This is a genomic window from Streptomyces sp. NPDC047085 (assembly GCF_040643735.1).
Classification (GTDB): domain Bacteria; phylum Actinomycetota; class Actinomycetes; order Streptomycetales; family Streptomycetaceae; genus Streptomyces.
Window position 1 is genome coordinate 608678 of record NZ_JBEYUW010000001.1, and the last position, 16337, is coordinate 625014.

At 69.3% G+C, this 16337-nt stretch carries 15 protein-coding genes; 9 read left to right on the forward strand and 6 right to left on the reverse strand.

Going from position 1 to position 16337, the window contains the following annotated elements:
• The first annotated feature begins 44 nt into the window (after positions 1 to 44).
• Both ABZ865_RS02480 and ABZ865_RS02485 read left to right on the forward strand, forming a co-directional pair.
• The gene (locus ABZ865_RS02480; RefSeq protein ID WP_361222602.1) at positions 45 to 509 is read left to right on the forward strand and encodes a MerR family transcriptional regulator; all 465 of its coding nucleotides are present in this window, start codon (positions 45 to 47) and stop codon (positions 507 to 509) included.
• Positions 506 to 1522, forward strand: coding sequence for an aldo/keto reductase (locus ABZ865_RS02485; RefSeq protein WP_361222604.1), 1017 nt, complete (start codon positions 506 to 508; stop codon positions 1520 to 1522). The genes ABZ865_RS02480 and ABZ865_RS02485 overlap by 4 nt, the downstream gene beginning before the upstream one ends.
• 90 nt (positions 1523 to 1612) lie before the next feature.
• Here ABZ865_RS02485 and ABZ865_RS02490 read toward each other — a convergent pair whose 3' ends face one another.
• The 3 genes from ABZ865_RS02490 to ABZ865_RS02500 all read right to left on the reverse strand — a co-directional run bounded on the left by ABZ865_RS02490 (position 1613) and on the right by ABZ865_RS02500 (position 4557).
• Positions 1613 to 2476 carry a DUF4429 domain-containing protein gene (locus tag ABZ865_RS02490; protein WP_361222606.1) on the reverse strand — a complete coding sequence of 288 codons (864 nt, stop codon included), beginning with the start codon at positions 2474 to 2476 and terminating at the stop codon, positions 1613 to 1615.
• A 66-nt stretch (positions 2477 to 2542) separates the two neighbouring features.
• Complete coding sequence (locus tag ABZ865_RS02495; protein ID WP_361222607.1) at positions 2543 to 3760, reverse strand: alpha/beta hydrolase; 1218 nt, start codon at positions 3758 to 3760, stop codon at positions 2543 to 2545.
• Between the two features lie 170 nt (positions 3761 to 3930).
• A complete protein-coding gene (locus tag ABZ865_RS02500) occupies positions 3931 to 4557 on the reverse strand; it encodes a TetR family transcriptional regulator (protein WP_361222609.1) in 627 nt (208 codons plus the stop codon).
• Between the two features lie 137 nt (positions 4558 to 4694).
• Here ABZ865_RS02500 and ABZ865_RS02505 point away from each other — a divergent pair, with 137 nt between their 5' ends.
• A complete protein-coding gene (locus ABZ865_RS02505) occupies positions 4695 to 6326 on the forward strand; it encodes an MFS transporter (RefSeq protein ID WP_361222611.1) in 1632 nt (543 codons plus the stop codon).
• A 433-nt stretch (positions 6327 to 6759) separates the two neighbouring features.
• Here ABZ865_RS02505 and ABZ865_RS02510 read toward each other — a convergent pair whose 3' ends face one another.
• Entirely contained in the window at positions 6760 to 7503 is a 744-nt protein-coding gene (locus ABZ865_RS02510) for a potassium channel family protein (protein ID WP_361222613.1), read from the reverse strand.
• 98 nt (positions 7504 to 7601) lie between these two features.
• The gene (gene aceE / locus ABZ865_RS02515) at positions 7602 to 10349 is read right to left on the reverse strand and encodes a pyruvate dehydrogenase (acetyl-transferring), homodimeric type (RefSeq protein ID WP_361222614.1); all 2748 of its coding nucleotides are present in this window, start codon (positions 10347 to 10349) and stop codon (positions 7602 to 7604) included.
• Between the two features lie 419 nt (positions 10350 to 10768).
• Here aceE and ABZ865_RS02520 point away from each other — a divergent pair, with 419 nt between their 5' ends.
• From ABZ865_RS02520 to ABZ865_RS02545, 6 genes are all read left to right on the forward strand, one after another.
• A complete protein-coding gene (locus ABZ865_RS02520; protein WP_361222616.1) occupies positions 10769 to 11206 on the forward strand; it encodes a DUF3052 domain-containing protein in 438 nt (145 codons plus the stop codon).
• A 174-nt stretch (positions 11207 to 11380) separates the two neighbouring features.
• Positions 11381 to 11839 (forward strand): peroxiredoxin, encoded by a 459-nt coding sequence (locus ABZ865_RS02525; RefSeq protein WP_361222617.1) that lies wholly within the window; start codon positions 11381 to 11383, stop codon positions 11837 to 11839.
• A gap of 140 nt (positions 11840 to 11979) precedes the next feature.
• The gene (locus ABZ865_RS02530; RefSeq protein WP_100826004.1) at positions 11980 to 12555 is read left to right on the forward strand and encodes a calcium homeostasis/redox stress adaptation protein; all 576 of its coding nucleotides are present in this window, start codon (positions 11980 to 11982) and stop codon (positions 12553 to 12555) included.
• A 119-nt stretch (positions 12556 to 12674) separates the two neighbouring features.
• The gene (locus ABZ865_RS02535; RefSeq protein WP_361222619.1) at positions 12675 to 13253 is read left to right on the forward strand and encodes a TerD family protein; all 579 of its coding nucleotides are present in this window, start codon (positions 12675 to 12677) and stop codon (positions 13251 to 13253) included.
• A gap of 153 nt (positions 13254 to 13406) precedes the next feature.
• Positions 13407 to 14552, forward strand: a complete 1146-nt coding sequence (locus ABZ865_RS02540) for a DUF475 domain-containing protein (protein WP_361222621.1) — start codon at positions 13407 to 13409, stop codon at positions 14550 to 14552.
• Between the two features lie 149 nt (positions 14553 to 14701).
• A complete protein-coding gene (locus ABZ865_RS02545; protein ID WP_361222624.1) occupies positions 14702 to 15436 on the forward strand; it encodes a Tellurium resistance in 735 nt (244 codons plus the stop codon).
• Positions 15437 to 15457: 21 nt separating this feature from the next.
• Here the strand turns inward: ABZ865_RS02545 and ABZ865_RS02550 are convergent, their stop codons facing one another.
• The gene (locus ABZ865_RS02550; protein WP_361222626.1) at positions 15458 to 16249 is read right to left on the reverse strand and encodes a TerD family protein; all 792 of its coding nucleotides are present in this window, start codon (positions 16247 to 16249) and stop codon (positions 15458 to 15460) included.
• Between the last annotated feature and the right edge of the window lie 88 nt (positions 16250 to 16337).

Sequence of the window (16337 nt, forward strand, 5' to 3'; positions counted from 1 at the left end):
TTCCGCTTGCTTGGAGTGCACTCGAAGGTCATAGCGTGGGGGTCATGACGGTGATGCAGACCACGCCAGCAACCACCGGGCCCGCCACCCCCGCCGACATCTGCTCAGCCCCGCCCCCGAGCCATCCCCGGCCCGAGGGCCAGGACCGCTACACGATCAGCGAGGTCGTCGCCTTCACCGGCCTGACCGCGCACACCCTGCGCTGGTACGAGCGGATCGGCCTGATGCCGCACGTCGACCGCTCGCACACCGGCCAGCGCCGCTACAGCAACCGCGACCTGGACTGGCTGGACCTGGTGACCAAGCTGCGCCTGACCGGCATGCCGGTGGCGGACATGGTCCGGTACGCGGAGCTGGTGCGCGAGGGCGAGAGCACCTACGGGGAACGGCAGGCCCTGCTGGAGGCGACCCGCAGGGACGTACTGGCCCGGATCGCCGAGCTGCGGGACACGCTCGCCGTGCTCGACCGCAAGATCAGTTTCTACGCAACGGAGGGAACCCCCCGATGACCGACGCCACGATTCCGACGGTACGGCTCGGCGCAGGCGGACCGGAGGTCGGCGTACAGGGGCTCGGCTGCATGGGCATGAGCTTCGCGTACGGACCCACCGACGCCGACGCGTCGCGGGCGGCCCTGGAACGGGCGCTCGAACTGGGCGTCACGCTGTACGACACGGCGGACGCATACGGCGACGGCGAGAACGAGAAGTTCCTCTCGCCGTTCTTCAAGGCGCACCGCGACGAGGTGGTCATCGCGACCAAGTTCGCGCTCTCGATCCCGCCGGAGGACCCGACCAAGCGGGTCATCCGCAACGACGCCCCGTACATCCGCCAGGCCGTCGAGGCCAGCCTGAGGCGGCTGGACGTCGACGTGATCGACCTCTACTACATGCACCGCCGCGACGTGAACGTCCCCATCGAGGAGACCGTCGGCGTCATGGCGGACCTGGTCCGCGAGGGCAAGGTGAAGCACCTCGGCCTGAGCGAGGTCACGGCCGACGAACTGCGCGCCGCCCACGCCGTCCACCCCATCGCGGCCGTGCAGTCGGAGTGGTCCCTGTTCAGCCGGGACATCGAGGCGAAGGTGGTGCCGGCCGTCCGTGACCTGGGCGTCGCGCTGGTGCCGTACTCCCCGCTGGGCCGCGGCTTCCTCACCGGCGCCTTCGCCGACGCGGGCAAGGACCTCACGGCCGACGACTTCCGCCGCCAGCAGCCCCGCTTCACCGGCGAGAACGCCGCCGCCAACGTGGCCCTCCTGGACCCGATCCGCACGATCGCCAAGGCTCACGACGCCTCCCTCGGCCAGATAGCCCTGGCCTGGGTCCAGCAGCAGGCCACCGTGCACCACCTCCCGGTCGTCCCCATCCCGGGCACCCGCAAGCCGAGCCGGGTGGAGGAGAACGTGGGTGCCACGGCCATCACCCTCACCGGCGAGGAGCTGTCCCTCCTCGAACCGATCGCGGGCCAGGTGGCGGGCGAGCGCTACGCGGACATGACCTTCACGTCCGCCGGCCGGGAGTAGCCACGCCGGCCGGGAGTAGCCACGCCGGCCGGGAGCAGCCACGCCGGCCGGGAGTAGCCACGCCGGCCGGGAGCAGCCGCAAGGAAACGGCTACAACTCGGCCAGCAGTTCCGCCTTCTTGGAGGAGAACTCCTCATCGGTGACCAGCCCGGCCTGATGCAACTCCCCGAGATGGCGGATCCGTTCGGCGATGTCGGCGGGATCCCTTCGCGCGGGGGCCGGTGCCACGGGTACCGGCCCCCGCGTGCGCACGGCCGCCAGCACGGCCGCCGCGAACGGCAGCGACTCGTGCACGGGCCCGTAGCCGAGCCCGAAGACCACGGCCGCCGGATCCTGGTCGGGCTGCACGGACCCCACGGGGCCCGCCGCCTCGGCGGAGCGTTCCAGTAGACGGAGATGGCCCTCGAAGACCTCCGGCGACCGCCACTCCACGCCGCTGAGGTCCGCCACCGTGAAACTCTGGTCGCCGGCCTTCCACTTCGCCGAGGACGCGCCCGTCCAGGACCAGCGGAACTGCACGGTCGTACCGTCGAAGAACGCCTTCCCGTCGTACGCCTTGAACTGCAGCGGCCCCTCGGGCACCTCGACCAGGAACCGGTCGGCGGGACCGGACCCGGACTCGGTCAGCAGCCCCTTCAACTCGTCGGCGTAGTACTCGGCGAGCGTCTCCCGCTCGGCCGGCAGGACCAGCCGGTACGGATCGGAGCCCTCGCGCAGCTGCCCGGCCGCCGCCTCCATCAGCGGGTCGGCGCCGGCGCGCGGCTGGAGCCGCAGCACGACGGTGCCGCGCTTGCCCGGCGCGAGGGTCACGCCCTCCAGCGCGGACAGCGGGACACGCCGCTCCCCAAGAGCCTGAAACAGCTTCGGTGTTCGAATCCCCCGTTCGTAGCGGATGAGCACGGAGTCGGACTCGAACTCCCAGACGGCATGAAAACCCGCCAGTACGTCACCCATGCGGCTCATCGTATGCGGCACGTGCTCCTCCGTCGCCACCCGCGCAGACCGCACTTCCTGCTGTTTCTACGCGCGTCCGGCCGTCGTCGTGCCGGTCAGACCGGTCCGGCACACGTCGTTCTCGCGGGCACAGGTCACCTCGTCGTACGCGCCCACCCCGACCGCGGCGAGGTTGCGCAGGCTGTCCGTGCCCGGCTGGAAGTAGCCCGCGTGGCCCTGCGCGTCCCGCGCGGACAGCACCCGGGCGCCGAACCCCGAGGACACCGGGTCGGCACCGTGCCCGAGCCCGCCGACCTCCAGATACGGCACGTCCTGCACCCAGTCGGTGGCGTCCCGCATGGCCCACACCCGGGCCCCGGTGCCGAGGCCGGAGGCCCTGGAGACGCGCATGCCGGGGCTGGCGGCCACCGCTATGTCGCTCACCCGGCGGGGCATGTCGTGCGCGGCGACCCCGCAGACCACGGAGCCGTAGCTGTGGCAGAACATCGACACCGGCGCGCTGCCGGGCAGGGCGCGCAGCAGCGCGTTCAGGCGCAGGGCGCCCTCCGCGGCGCGCAGCCCCGTGGCCGCGTCCACGCCGAGTCCGTCCGGCGTGGTGTAGTCGGCCCAGGCGATCACGGCCGTACGGACCTGGGGGCTCGCCGCCCGCTCGGCCGCGTAGAGGGCCTTGGCCATGCCGACCGGGGCGCTGTACTGACGGTTCGTCCGCTGAAAGGTGAGCAGGTCGGTGTCGACGCCGGGGACGACGACGGAGATCCGCTCGGCCCGGTCGAGGTCCCCGAACACCTCGGCGACCCGGCCGGAGCCCGCGGGGTCGAAGGCGAGGATCTGGCGGCCGGACTCCATCAGCGCCTCGTAGCGGTGCATACGGCGACCGGCGTCCTCCTGCCCGGCCGCGCTGAGCCGGTCGTCGTGCATGCGGCCGTGCTCGACCTTGCGGGCCTGCTCCAGCGCGACGCGGTTGGCGCGGTAGCGCAGCGAGACGGGCGCGCCGTTCATGTTGCCGACCGCGAGCGGATAGCGGTGGGCGAGGCGGTCGCGCTCGTGCGGGGTGAGCGAGGCGAAGAAACGGGTGAGCAGCGCCGGGGCTGCCTCGGGGTCCGGCAGGTGCCGGCCGTGGACGCTGCCGGCCGACCACCGGTCCAGGGAGGCCTGCAGCGCGGTGGACTCCCGGTGCGTGCGCAGGGCGGTCCAGCCGGTGGTCGCGAGCATCACGAACACGACGGCCAGCGCCAGCAGCGCGCGCCCGACGTTGAGTTGCGGGGAGGTGTCGAAGGAAGTCACTGGGAGGACACACTAGGAGAACGGGAGGGTCTCGCGGTAACCGAGTGACAGGGATCACGTTTCGTGATCTCTCGAACGGAATGCGAACGATCTCGGGGTGCTGTGCGAACGATCTCGGGCGGCGCGCGAGCGACTTGGGCAGGGTGCCGGTGGTCGACGGGCCAACGTGCTCAGGTGGTGCGCCAGTTCCCCATGAGCGCCGGTCCCACCTGATCGAGGTACGACGCGGTGAGCGCGCGGATCGCCTCCAGGCTGAAGTCGGCGCCCGTGCTCCACTGCCGCTCGGTGACCCTTATCACCCCGCCGAAGACGGCGACCGTCAGCCGGGGCCGGGGGTCGGTGTCCACGTCTACGCCCTCCCGTTCGGCGAGCACCCGGGCGATGGTCTCCTCCGTCGCCGCCGAGCGGCGCAGATGGGCGGCGAGCAGCGCGGGCGTCGACTCGATCGTGCGGTACATGCGCAGATACAGCTCGACCGGTACGACCGACTCGACCGTCTCCCGGATCGCCTCCCAGCCCTCCAGGACCGCCTGCCGCAGCGCCTCCATCGGCGCCTCCTGCGCCGGACGCGCCCGCACCGCGGCCACGAAGTGCTCCTCGGTCATCTCCTGGACGGCGAAGGCGGCCTCCTCCTTGCCGGCGAAGTAGCGGAAGAAGGTGCGCTGCGAGACGTCGACGGCCTCGGCGATCTCGTCGACGGTCGTCTGTTCGTACCCCTGCGTGGTGAACAGTTCGAGGGCGGCCCGCACCAGCGCCTCGCGCGTACGCCGCTTCTTGCGCTCGCGCAGCGTCTCCATGGCCTCTCCCTGTGAACATGTGAACATGCGGCCGGTGTGAACGTCCGGCCTGCTCAGCCTATGCGCCGGTGTCGTGTCAGTTACCGACTAGTGAATCGATTCGTCAACTGTCAGTGGCTGCCATTAGCCTCGAAGGTATGACTAGTCAGACCACCATCGAGACGGCAGGACCGGAGGACGGAGCACCGGTCCCTCTGTCCAAGCCGGCCCCGGCCCCGGCCCCGGCCACGGGCCTGCGCGGCCATCCCTGGTTCACCCTCATCACCGTGGCCGTGGGGGTCATGATGGTGGCCCTCGACGGCACCATCGTGGCCATCGCCAACCCCGCCATCGCGGACGACCTGCACGCGAGCTTCTCCGACGTGCAGTGGATCACCAACGCCTACTTCCTCGCCCTCGCGGTCTCCCTCATCACCGCGGGCAAGCTCGGCGACCGCTTCGGCCACCGGCAGACCTTCCTCATCGGTGTCACCGGCTTCGCCCTCGCCTCCGGTGCCATCGGGCTGTCCCACAGCATCCCGGCGGTCGTCACCTTCCGCGTCTTCCAGGGCCTGTTCGGCGCGCTGCTGATGCCGGCCGCGCTCGGCCTGCTGCGGGCCACCTTCCCGGCCGAGAAGCTCAACATGGCGATCGGCATCTGGGGCATGGTCATCGGCGCCTCCACCGCGGGCGGCCCGATCCTCGGCGGTGTCCTGGTCCAGCACGTCAGCTGGCAGTCGGTGTTCTTCATCAACGTGCCGGTCGGCCTGCTCGCCCTCGCGCTCGGCCTGCTGATCCTGCGCGACCACCGCGCCGAGAACGCGCCGCGCTCTTTCGACATCCTCGGCATCGCGCTGCTCTCCGGCGCGATGTTCTGCCTGGTCTGGGCGCTCATCAAGGCACCCACGTGGGGCTGGGGCGCGGGCCGGACGTGGACGTTCATCGCCGCCTCGGTTCTCCTCTTCGTGATCTTCTCCATCTGGGAGACGAAGGTCCGGGAGCCGCTGATCCCGCTGGCGCTGTTCCGCTCGGTCCCGCTGTCCGCGGGTGTCGTCCTGATGGTCCTCATGGCCATCGCCTTCATGGGCGGCCTGTTCTTCGTGACCTTCTACCTCCAGAAGGTGCACGGGCTCAGCCCGGTCGACGCCGGTCTGCACCTGCTCCCGCTCACCGGCATGATGATCGTCGGCTCCCCGCTGGCGGGCATCCTGATCACCAAGCTGGGCCCGCGCATCCCGCTCGCGGCGGGCATGGCGGTCACCGCGGTCGCCATGTACGGCATGTCGACGCTGAAGGCCGACACCGGCAGCGGGGTCATGTCCGTCTGGTTCGCCCTGCTCGGCCTCGGCCTCGCGCCGGTCATGGTGGGCGCCACGGAGGTCATCGTCGGCAACGCCCCCATGGAGCTGTCCGGTGTCGCGGGCGGTCTCCAGCAGGCGGCCATGCAGATCGGCGGCAGCCTCGGTACGGCGGTGCTGGGTGCCGTGATGGCCTCCAAGGTCGACAGCGACCTGCCGGGCAACTGGGCCGACGCGGGTCTGCCGAAGCTGACGCCGTCCCAGCTGGACCAGGCCTCCGAGGCCGTCCAGGTCGGTGTGGCGCCGGTGACGAAGGACATGCCGGCGGCGATCGCGGCGAAGATCACGTCGGTCGCGCACGACACCTTCATCTCCGGCATGAGCCTCGCCTCCCTGGTGGCGGCGGGCGTGGCGGCGGTCGCCGTCCTGGTCGCCCTCCTCACCAAGCGGGGCGAGAACGCGGAGGCCGGCGCGGGCGTGGGCCACATCTGACGTCACATCCGACGTCACATCTGGCGACGCCTTTTCCTGCCTGATCCGTGGGGAGTTCCCCTATCAGGGTGACTCCCCTAAAGATCCCCTCGCCCTCGACCCACCCCCCGAGTCACAGTGGGTCACGTCTTCCGCAGGGCACGGGAGGACCGCCAAGCCAGACCGCGCGCTGCCGGAGGGGGGCAGCGCGGGGCCGGCGGCGCTTGGCCGCACTCGCCCAACCGCCGTTCGGGATCCGGCCGTCGCGCGTCTACGGGTGCGCGGTGGCCGATCGCGCAGTTCCCCGCGCCCCTAGGGAACTGCAGTGCCCTTAGTCGTGTCGTCGTCCTAGCTGCGGGCAGTCGTGCCGCTGGGGCGGCACGGTGGGCGCAGCGGCACCGGCCAGCGCCGGTGAGCGAATCCCCCTCGCTCAGCCGCCGCACCGGGTGCCGGATCAGCTCCGTTGCTCTTCTCGCTCCGCAGCCAACCGAGACACTTCAGCCCGCAGCAAGCGAACCTCCTCGGTCAGCGCGGCGATCGCCTCCGTCTGGCGCCGCTCCTCCACGTCGTCCTTCTCGAAGCGGGAGATGAACCAGGCGGCGATGTTCGCGGTGATGACACCCAGCAGCGCGATCCCGGACAGCATCAGCCCGACCGCGATCATCCGCCCCAGCCCCGTGGTCGGCGCATGATCCCCGTACCCCACGGTCGTCATCGTCGTGAACGACCACCACACCGCGTCACCCAGCGTCCGGATGTTCCCGTCCGGCGACTCCCGCTCCACCGACAGCACCGCCAGCGACCCGAACATCAGCAGCCCGATCACGGACCCCACCACATACGTGGTCAGCCGGATCTGCGGAGCCATCCGCGCCCGCCGCCCCACCAGCAGCAGCGTCGACACCAGCCGCAGCAGTCGCAGCGGCTGCAACACCGGCAGCACCACCGCGCACAGGTCCAGCCAGTGCGTCCGTACGAACTCCCGGCGCAGCGGCGCGAGAACCAGCCGCACGAGGTAGTCCACGGCGAACGCCGCCCACACCACCCACTCCACCACCGTGCACCAGGCCGTGACGGAAGGGCCCGTCGAACTGTCCACGATCGGCACGGCGTACGCGACGGCGAAGGCCACCGCCAGCGCCAGCAGGGGCCGTTGGCTGCGCTGCTCCCACCGGGCTTGCGCCGTTTGTTCCTCCATGCCCCGATCGTAAAGAACATGCAAGGGCGGTGGAGACTCGAGCTCCACCGCCCTCACCAGTTCCACTGCAGCTCAGCAGCCGCTGAAGCCGCGCAGCGCTACGCGTCGCCGCCCGCCGCCCCCGGATGCGCCGCCGAGACGTCCAGCAGCTGGTACCGGTCGATGGCCTGCTTCAGCACGGACCGGTCGACCTTGCCCTCCTTCGCCAGCTCGGTCAGCACCGCGACCACGATGGACTGCGCGTCGATGTGGAAGAACCGCCGCGCCGCACCCCGGGTGTCCGCGAAGCCGAACCCGTCCGCGCCCAGCGACTGGTACGACCCCGGCACCCACCGGGCGATCTGGTCCGGAACCGACCGCATCCAGTCGGACACCGCCACGAACGGCCCCTCGGACCCGCTCAGCTTCTGCGTCACGTACGGCACGCGCTGCTCCTCCTCCGGATGCAGCAGGTTGTGCTCCTCGCAGGCCACGGCCTCGCGGCGCAGCTCGTTCCAGGAGGTCGCGGACCAGACGTCGGCCTTGACGTTCCACTCCTCGGCGAGGATCTTCTGCGCCTCCAGCGCCCAAGGCACCGCGACACCGGACGCCATGATCTGCGCCGGGACCGTGCCGCCGGTGCCCTCGCTGAGCTTGTGGACGCCCTTGAGGATGCCCTCGACGTCCACGTTCTCCGGCTCGGCCGGGTGCTGGATGGGCTCGTTGTAGACGGTGAGGTAGTAGAAGACGTCCTCGCCGTGCGGGTGCTCCGCGTCGCTGCCGTACATGCGGCGCAGACCGTCCTGGACGATGTGCGCGATCTCGTACGCGTACGCCGGGTCGTAGGCCACGCACGCCGGGTTGGTCGAGGCGAGCAGCTGCGAGTGGCCGTCCGCGTGCTGGAGGCCCTCACCGGTCAGCGTCGTACGACCGGCCGTCGCGCCCAGCACGAAACCGCGCGCCAGCTGGTCGGCCATCTGCCAGAACTGGTCACCCGTGCGCTGGAATCCGAACATCGAGTAGAAGACGTACACCGGGATCAGCGGCTCGCCGTGCGTGGCGTACGCCGAGCCGGCCGCGATCAGCGAGGCCGTGCAGCCCGCCTCCGAGATGCCGTCGTGCAGCATCTGGCCGGTCGGCGACTCCTTGTAGGCCAGGAGCAGGTCCCGGTCCACCGACTCGTACTGCTGACCGAGCGGGTTGTAGATCTTCGCGCTCGGGAAGAAGGAGTCCATGCCGAACGTGCGGTACTCGTCCGGCGCGATCAGCACGAACCGCCGGCCGATCTCCTTGTCCCGCATGAGGTCCTTGAGGAGGCGCACGAAGGCCATCGTCGTCGCGATGGACTGCTGACCCGTCCCCTTCTTCACGGTCGCGTACGTCTTGTCGTCCGGCAGCGCGAGCGGCTTGGAGCGCACGACGCGCGTCGGGACGTACCCGCCGTGCGACTTGCGCCGGTCGTGCATGTACTGGATCTCCTCCGAGTCCCGGCCCGGGTGGTAGTACGGCGGCGGGCCGGACTCCAGCTCCTTGTCGGAGATCGGCAGGTGCAGGCGGTCGCGGAAGCGCTTGAGGTCGTCGACCGTCAGCTTCTTCATCTGGTGCGTGGCGTTGCGGCCCTCGAAGTTGGGGCCCAGCGTCCAGCCCTTGATCGTCTTCGCCAGGATGACCGTGGGCTGGCCCTTGTGCTCGACGGCGGCCTTGAAGGCCGCGTAGATCTTGCGGTGGTCGTGTCCGCCGCGGCCCAGGTGCAGGATCTGGTCGTCGGTCATGTTCTCGACCATCGCGCGCAGCCGGTGGTCGTCGCCGAAGAAGTGCCGGCGGATGTAGTCGCCGGACTCGGTGGCGTACGTCTGGAACTGGCCGTCCGGCGTGATGTTCATCTTGTTGACCAGGATGCCGTCCCGGTCCTGCGCCAGCAGCGGGTCCCAGGTGCGGTCCCAGATCAGCTTGATCACGTTCCAGCCGGCGCCCCGGAAGACCGACTCCAGCTCCTGGATGATCTTGCCGTTGCCGCGCACCGGGCCGTCCAGGCGCTGCAGGTTGCAGTTGACGACGAAGGTCAGGTTGTCCAGGCCCTCGCGCGCGGCGAGGGTCAGCTGGCCGAGCGACTCCGGCTCGTCCATCTCGCCGTCGCCGAGGAACGCCCACACGTGCGACTTGGAGGTGTCGGCGATGCCGCGCGCCTCCATGTAGCGGTTCATCCGCGCCTGGAAGATCGCGCCGAGCGGGCCGAGGCCCATGGAGACGGTCGGGAACTCCCAGAAGTCCGGCATCGAACGCGGATGCGGGTAGCTGGACAGCCCGTTCGGGTACTTCGACTTCTCCTGCCGGAAGCCGTCCAGCTGGTCCTCGGTGAGGCGGTCGAGCATGTACGCGCGCGCGTAGATGCCCGGGGAGGCGTGTCCCTGGAAGAAGACCTGGTCGCCGCCGTCGCCCTCGTCCTTGCCCCGGAAGAAGTGGTTGAAGCCCACGTCGTACAGGGAGGCGGAGGAGGCGAAGGTGGCGATGTGGCCGCCGACGCCGATGCCCGGGCGCTGCGCGCGCGAGACCATCACGGCCGCGTTCCAGCGGGTCGCGTTGAGGATCTTGCGCTCGATCTCCTCGTTGCCGGGGAAGAACGGCTCGGCCCGGGTGGGGATCGTGTTGACGTAGTCCGTGCTGCGCATCTCGGGCACGGCCACGCGCTTCTCGCGGGCCCGCTCGATCAGCCGCAGCATGAGGTAGCGGGCCCGCTCCCGGCCGCGCTCGTCCACGGCGGCGTCGAGGGAGTCGAGCCACTCCTTGGTCTCTTCGGGGTCGAAGTCAGGAACCTGACTCGGAAGGCCGCCAATGATGATCGGGTTGCGATCGGATCCGGAAGCCACGCTGATCCTTACCTGTCAGAGGGCCTCAGAGGGCCGCTGTTTCACCCATGCCTACTGCTTGTGCCTGCGCCGCTCCCCATCGTGTACCTCGGGGCGGCGTACGTCATCTCCATCTGCGCTGTCCCCCGGTCAAAACGCAACGATACGCCCGGGGTGTGACGGGCATGGCAAAGTTGTTCGAGCTGCGTAACGGAGGATGATTCCGAATCGGGCAAACCGGGCACATCGGGATGATGTGGTTCCTCGTGAATCGGGATACGGTGCCAGGAGTTGCGACGACACGGCCGGGATCGTCACCGTTTCGGCGGTCCGGACGGCCGGGTACTTGCGCGATCCGTCCCGCCCGTGTGGACTACGGCCAATGCTTCGCGCACGCGCGTGGCTGAGATATTCACCAAGACATGATCAGGAGGCAACCCGTGAGCGCGACCGCGGACCACGCGGAGGAGCGGACGAACCCTGCCGCCAGGCTGGGGTTCCAGCCCGGGCAGGTGGTCCAGGAGATCGGCTACGACGACGACGTCGATCAGGAGCTCCGCGAGGCCATTGAGGAAGTCATCGAGAGCGACCTCATGGACGAGGACTACGACGACGTGGCCGACGCCGTTGTGCTGTGGTTCCGTGACGACGACGGAGACCTCACGGATGCGCTGGTGGATGCCACCACGTACATCGAAGAGGGCAGCGCCATCCTGCTCCTCACGCCGAAGACCGGCCGTGCGGGGTACGTGGAGCCGAGCGACATCTCGGAAGCCGCGACGACCGCCGGCCTGACCGCGTCCAAGAGCGTCAGCGTCGGCAAGGACTGGAGCGGAAGCCGGCTGGCGACGCCGAAGGCGGCCAAGTCCAAGCGGTGACCCCTCACCGGTGATCCTTCACCGGTGACCCCGGGCCACGACAGGCCGATCGCGCCGGGCTGGGCCGAAAACCCAGCCCGGCCGCCACACGGGCCCCGGTGATCGCTGCGTAGGGTGGTTCCGAGCGTGTGCTGTGCTCTCACCCGAACAGCCCCACCGAAGGGATGCACTCCGATGGCAATCCAGGTCGGCGACAAGGCGCCCGACTTCGAACTCAAGGACAACCACGGCCGCAGCGTGAAGCTCTCCGACTTCCGCGGCGAGAAGAACGTGGTCCTGCTCTTCTACCCCTTCGCCTTCACCGGCGTGTGCACCGGCGAGCTGTGCGAGCTGCGCGACAACCTGCCGCAGTTCTCGGACCGCGACACCCAGCTGCTCGCCGTCTCCAACGACTCCATCCACACCCTGCGCGTCTTCGCCGAGCAGGAGGCGCTGGAGTACCCCCTGCTCAGCGACTTCTGGCCGCACGGCAACGTCTCGCGCGCCTACGGCGTCTTCGACGAGGACAAGGGCTGTGCCGTCCGGGGCACCTTCATCATCGACAAGGAGGGCGTCGTGCGGTGGACCGTCGTCAACGGCCTGCCGGACGCCCGTGACCTGAACGAGTACGTGAAGGCGCTCGACACCCTGTGAGCCGGTCCGCGCCCCGACACCTGTGATCCTTCGGGGCCGGGGTCTGCGGGGCGCGGGAACCCGTCACTAGGATCGGCACGTTGATCCCATATCCGAAGCACGACGGGGCTTCCCGCCCCCGGACACCACATGGAGGACTCGTGGGAGTCAGCCTCAGCAAGGGCGGCAACGTATCGCTGACGAAGGAGGCCCCCGGCCTGACCGCCGTCATCGTCGGTCTGGGGTGGGACGTGCGCACCACGACCGGCACCGACTTCGACCTCGACGCCAGCGCGCTGCTGCTGAACAACTCCGGCAAGGTCGCGAGCGACCAGCACTTCGTCTTCTTCAACAACCTCAAGAGCCCCGACGGCTCGGTCGAGCACACCGGTGACAACCTCACCGGTGAGGGCGAGGGCGACGACGAGCAGATCAAGGTCAACCTGGCCGGCGTCCCGGCCGACGTCGAGAAGATCGTCTTCCCGGTGTCGATCTACGACGCCGAGAACCGCCAGCAGTCCTTCGGTCAGGTCCGCAACGCGTTCATCCGCGTCGTCAACCAGGCGGGCGGGCAGGAGATCGCCCGCTACGACCTGAGCGAGGACGCCTCCACCGAGACCGCCATGGTCTTCGGTGAGCTGTACCGGCACGGCGCGGAGTGGAAGTTCCGCGCCATCGGCCAGGGCTACGCCTCGGGCCTGCGGGGCATCGCCCAGGACTTCGGCGTCAACGTCTGACATCTGACAGACGTCCGACACCGAGGACCGCACAGAGTCCGTCCGGCGCCGCCTCGTTTAGGGGCGGCGCCGGACGCGCAGGACAACCAGGGAAGCAGCACTAGGGGAGGACCAGCATCATGGGCGTCACGCTCGCCAAGGGGGGCAATGTCTCCCTCTCGAAGGCCGCACCGAACCTCACCAACGTCATGATCGGGCTCGGCTGGGACGCGCGCTCGACCACCGGCGCCCCCTTCGATCTGGACGCCAGCGCCCTGCTGTGCGGCGCCGGGAACCGGGTCCTGGGCGACGAGTGGTTCGTGTTCTACAACCAGCTCAAGAGCCCCGACGGGTCGGTCGAGCACACCGGCGACAACCTCACCGGTGAGGGCGAGGGCGACGACGAGTCGATCCTGGTGGACCTGACCAAGGTCCCGCTCCACTGCGAGAAGATCATCTTCCCCGTGTCGATCCACATGGCCGACGAGCGCGGCCAGACCTTCGGCCAGGTCTCCAACGCCTTCATCCGCGTCGTCAACCAGGCCGACGGCCAGGAACTCGCCCGCTACGACCTCAGCGAGGACGCCAGCAGCGAAACGGCCATGATCTTCGGCGAGCTCTACCGCTACCAGGGCGAATGGAAGTTCCGGGCCGTGGGCCAGGGCTACGCCTCGGGCCTGCGGGGCATCGCCCTGGACTTCGGGGTCAACGTCTCGTAAAACCGGATCAGGCCTGTGCCGCGACCTGTGGTTTTGTGCCGGAGGTCGCCCTCGGCTCCACCGTCGCCAGGGTGCCGCCTACACTCGTGGTCAACGTTTAGCAAAGCCGAGTACGGCGCGGGGGAGACCCGTACACACACGATGGGGTAGCCAGTGCTTCTGAAAACCTTCGGCTGGTCGTTCGCGGTCACCGCGATCGGTCTGGTCGCGGCGGTCTTCTACGGGGGGTGGAAGGCCTTCGGCATCGTGGCGATCCTTTCCATCCTCGAGATCTCGCTGTCGTTCGACAACGCGGTGGTCAACGCCGGAATCCTGAAGAAGATGAATGCCTTCTGGCAGAAGATCTTCCTCACGGTCGGCGTACTCATCGCGGTCTTCGGCATGCGACTGGTCTTCCCCGTCGTCATCGTCGCGATCAGCGCCAAGATGGGCCCGATCGAGGCCGTCGACCTCGCCCTCAACAACAAGGACCGCTACCAGCAGCTGGTCACCGACGCCCACCCGGCGATCGCGGCCTTCGGTGGCATGTTCCTGCTGATGATCTTCCTCGACTTCATCTTCGAGGACCGGGACATCCAGTGGCTGCGCTGGATCGAGCGGCCCCTGGCCAAGCTCGGCAAGGTCGACATGCTGTCGGTCTGCATCTCCCTGATCGTCCTGCTCATCACCTCCTTCACCTTCGCCACCCACGCCCACCAGCACGGCGGCGCCCATGCCGACAAGGCCCAGACGGTCCTGATCGCCGGCATCGCCGGCCTGATCACGTACATGATCGTCGGCGGTCTCTCCGGCTACTTCGAGGACAAACTCGAGGAAGAGGAGGAGCGCGAGCACGAGGAGGAGGAAGAGGCCGCCCGCTCCGGCAAGCCCCGCTCGGCGATCGTCCTCGCCGGACAGGCCGCGTTCTTCATGTTCCTCTACCTGGAGGTCCTGGACGCGTCCTTCTCCTTCGACGGCGTGATCGGCGCCTTCGCCATCACCAACGACATCGTCCTGATGGCGCTGGGCCTCGGCATCGGCGCCATGTACGTCCGGTCCCTGACCGTCTACCTGGTCCGCCAGGGCACCCTCGACGACTACGTCTACCTGGAGCATGGCGCCCACTACGCGATCGGCGCCCTGGCCGTGCTCCTCATGGTCACCATCCAGTACGAGATCAACGAGGTCATCACCGGCCTCGTCGGCGTCGTCCTGATCGCCTGGTCCTTCTGGTCCTCCGTCCGCCGCAACCGCGCGCTGTCGGCCACCGAGGGAAAAGCGGACTCGGACGAGAAGGCTGAGATCTCGTCCGGCGTCTGACACCGGAACCCACACCCTGAAAGGCCCCTAGGGGCAGGATCAGGGGCGTGACGGGGTGTGGCGCCCCGCGCGACGAGGAACGCTCTGTTCGGGGCGGCCGACGTGGTCGGCCGCCCCGACGGCGTGATGACGAGCATCTGGGGGCGGGAATGGGATTCTTCGACGGGCTGCGCGGAGGGCGCGCCGAGTTCGACTCGGGCAGCGCCGGCAGCAACGCGATCGAACTGACCCGGCGGCACCAGCAGGTGTCCCTCACCAAACAGGACGCGGCCACCGGCCATCTGCGCATCAACCTCACCTGGCGCATGCGCACCTCCGACTTCGACGGCAACCAGCGCACCAGCCTCCTGCGGCACCCCTTCAAGGCCCTCAAGCCGCCGGAGGTCCTCGGACACGGCCAGAGCATGGTCAACGTCGACCTCGACCTCGGCTGCCTGTACGAACTGACCGACGGCACCAAGGGAGTCGTCCAGCCCCTCGGCGGCTATCTGGGCGACGTCAACTCACCGCCGTACATCAAGCTCAGCGGCGACGACCGGTTCGGATCGGCGTCCGGCGAGACGATGTACGTCAACCTCGACCACCGCGACGCCATCAAGCGGCTGCTGGTGTTCGTCTACATCTACGACCAGACGCCCGCCTTCGACCGCACGCACGCCATGGTGACGCTCTACCCGAGCAACGGCCCCCGCATCGAGATAGGCCTCGACGAACGGCACCCCCAGGCCCGCTCGTGCGCCGTCGTGCTGATCGAGAACGTCAAGGGGGAGCTGGTCGTCCGGCGCGAGGTGAAGTTCGTCTACGGCTTCCAGGGCGAGCTGGACCGGTTGTACGGGTGGGGCCTGACATGGGGGCGGGGCTACAAGTCGAAGGTGGACAAGTAGGCGCCCCCGGGCCGGCCGGTGTCAGCGGCCGATGAACTGCGGACCCTGGGGCGGCAGACGGAAGTTCGGGTCCAGCGGGGCCGCCAGGGCGGGCTGGGACTGGGGGTAGCCCGGGGCCGGCCGGCTCACCGGCTGGGGATAGCCGTACGCGGGCTGCGCGGACGCCGGCTGCGGGTAGCCGTATGCCGGCTGGGCCGGGACCGACGTCGGCTGCTCCGGCGGAAGCGGCAGGGACACGGACTCGGGGCGGCGGGGCTCCTCCTCGGCCTCCGACTCGTCCACCGAGATCCCGTAGTCCGTGGCCAGGCCCTTCAGCCCGTTCGAGTAGCCCTCGCCCAGGGCACGGAACTTCCAGCCCTCCCCGCGCCGGTACAGCTCACCGCAGATCAGCGCCGTCTCCGCGCCGGTCTCCGGCTTGATCTCGAACCGGGCCAGCGGCTCGGCGTCCGCGAGCGCCGCGTCGTACAGCGAGATGCACAGCGCCGGGACACGGTCGAAGGAGACACCGTCCGCGGAGGCCACCAGCAGAATGCGGTCGACGGCCGGCTCGACCCCCGCCAGGTCCGACTGGATCGTGTCGGTCAGACCCTCGGTGACCCGCTTCTTGCCCAGCCGCCACACCTTCCCCGAGGGATGCCGGGGCTGGTTGTAGAAGACGAAGTCCTCGTCGGAGCGCACCCGGCCGTCGGAGCCCACCAGCAGCGCCGACGCGTCCACGTCCGGGACCCCCTGCCCGGGAGTCCAGCACAGCACGGCACGGACCGTGGTGGCCTCGAGCGGGACGTTCGACCCCTTCAGCATCGCGTGCGTCATGCGGTCATCCTGCCTTCTCCGTCCTGGCCACGACAACGCGGGGGGTGTTCCCGTCTACACGGGCGAGTTACCCGAAATTCATGCCCGC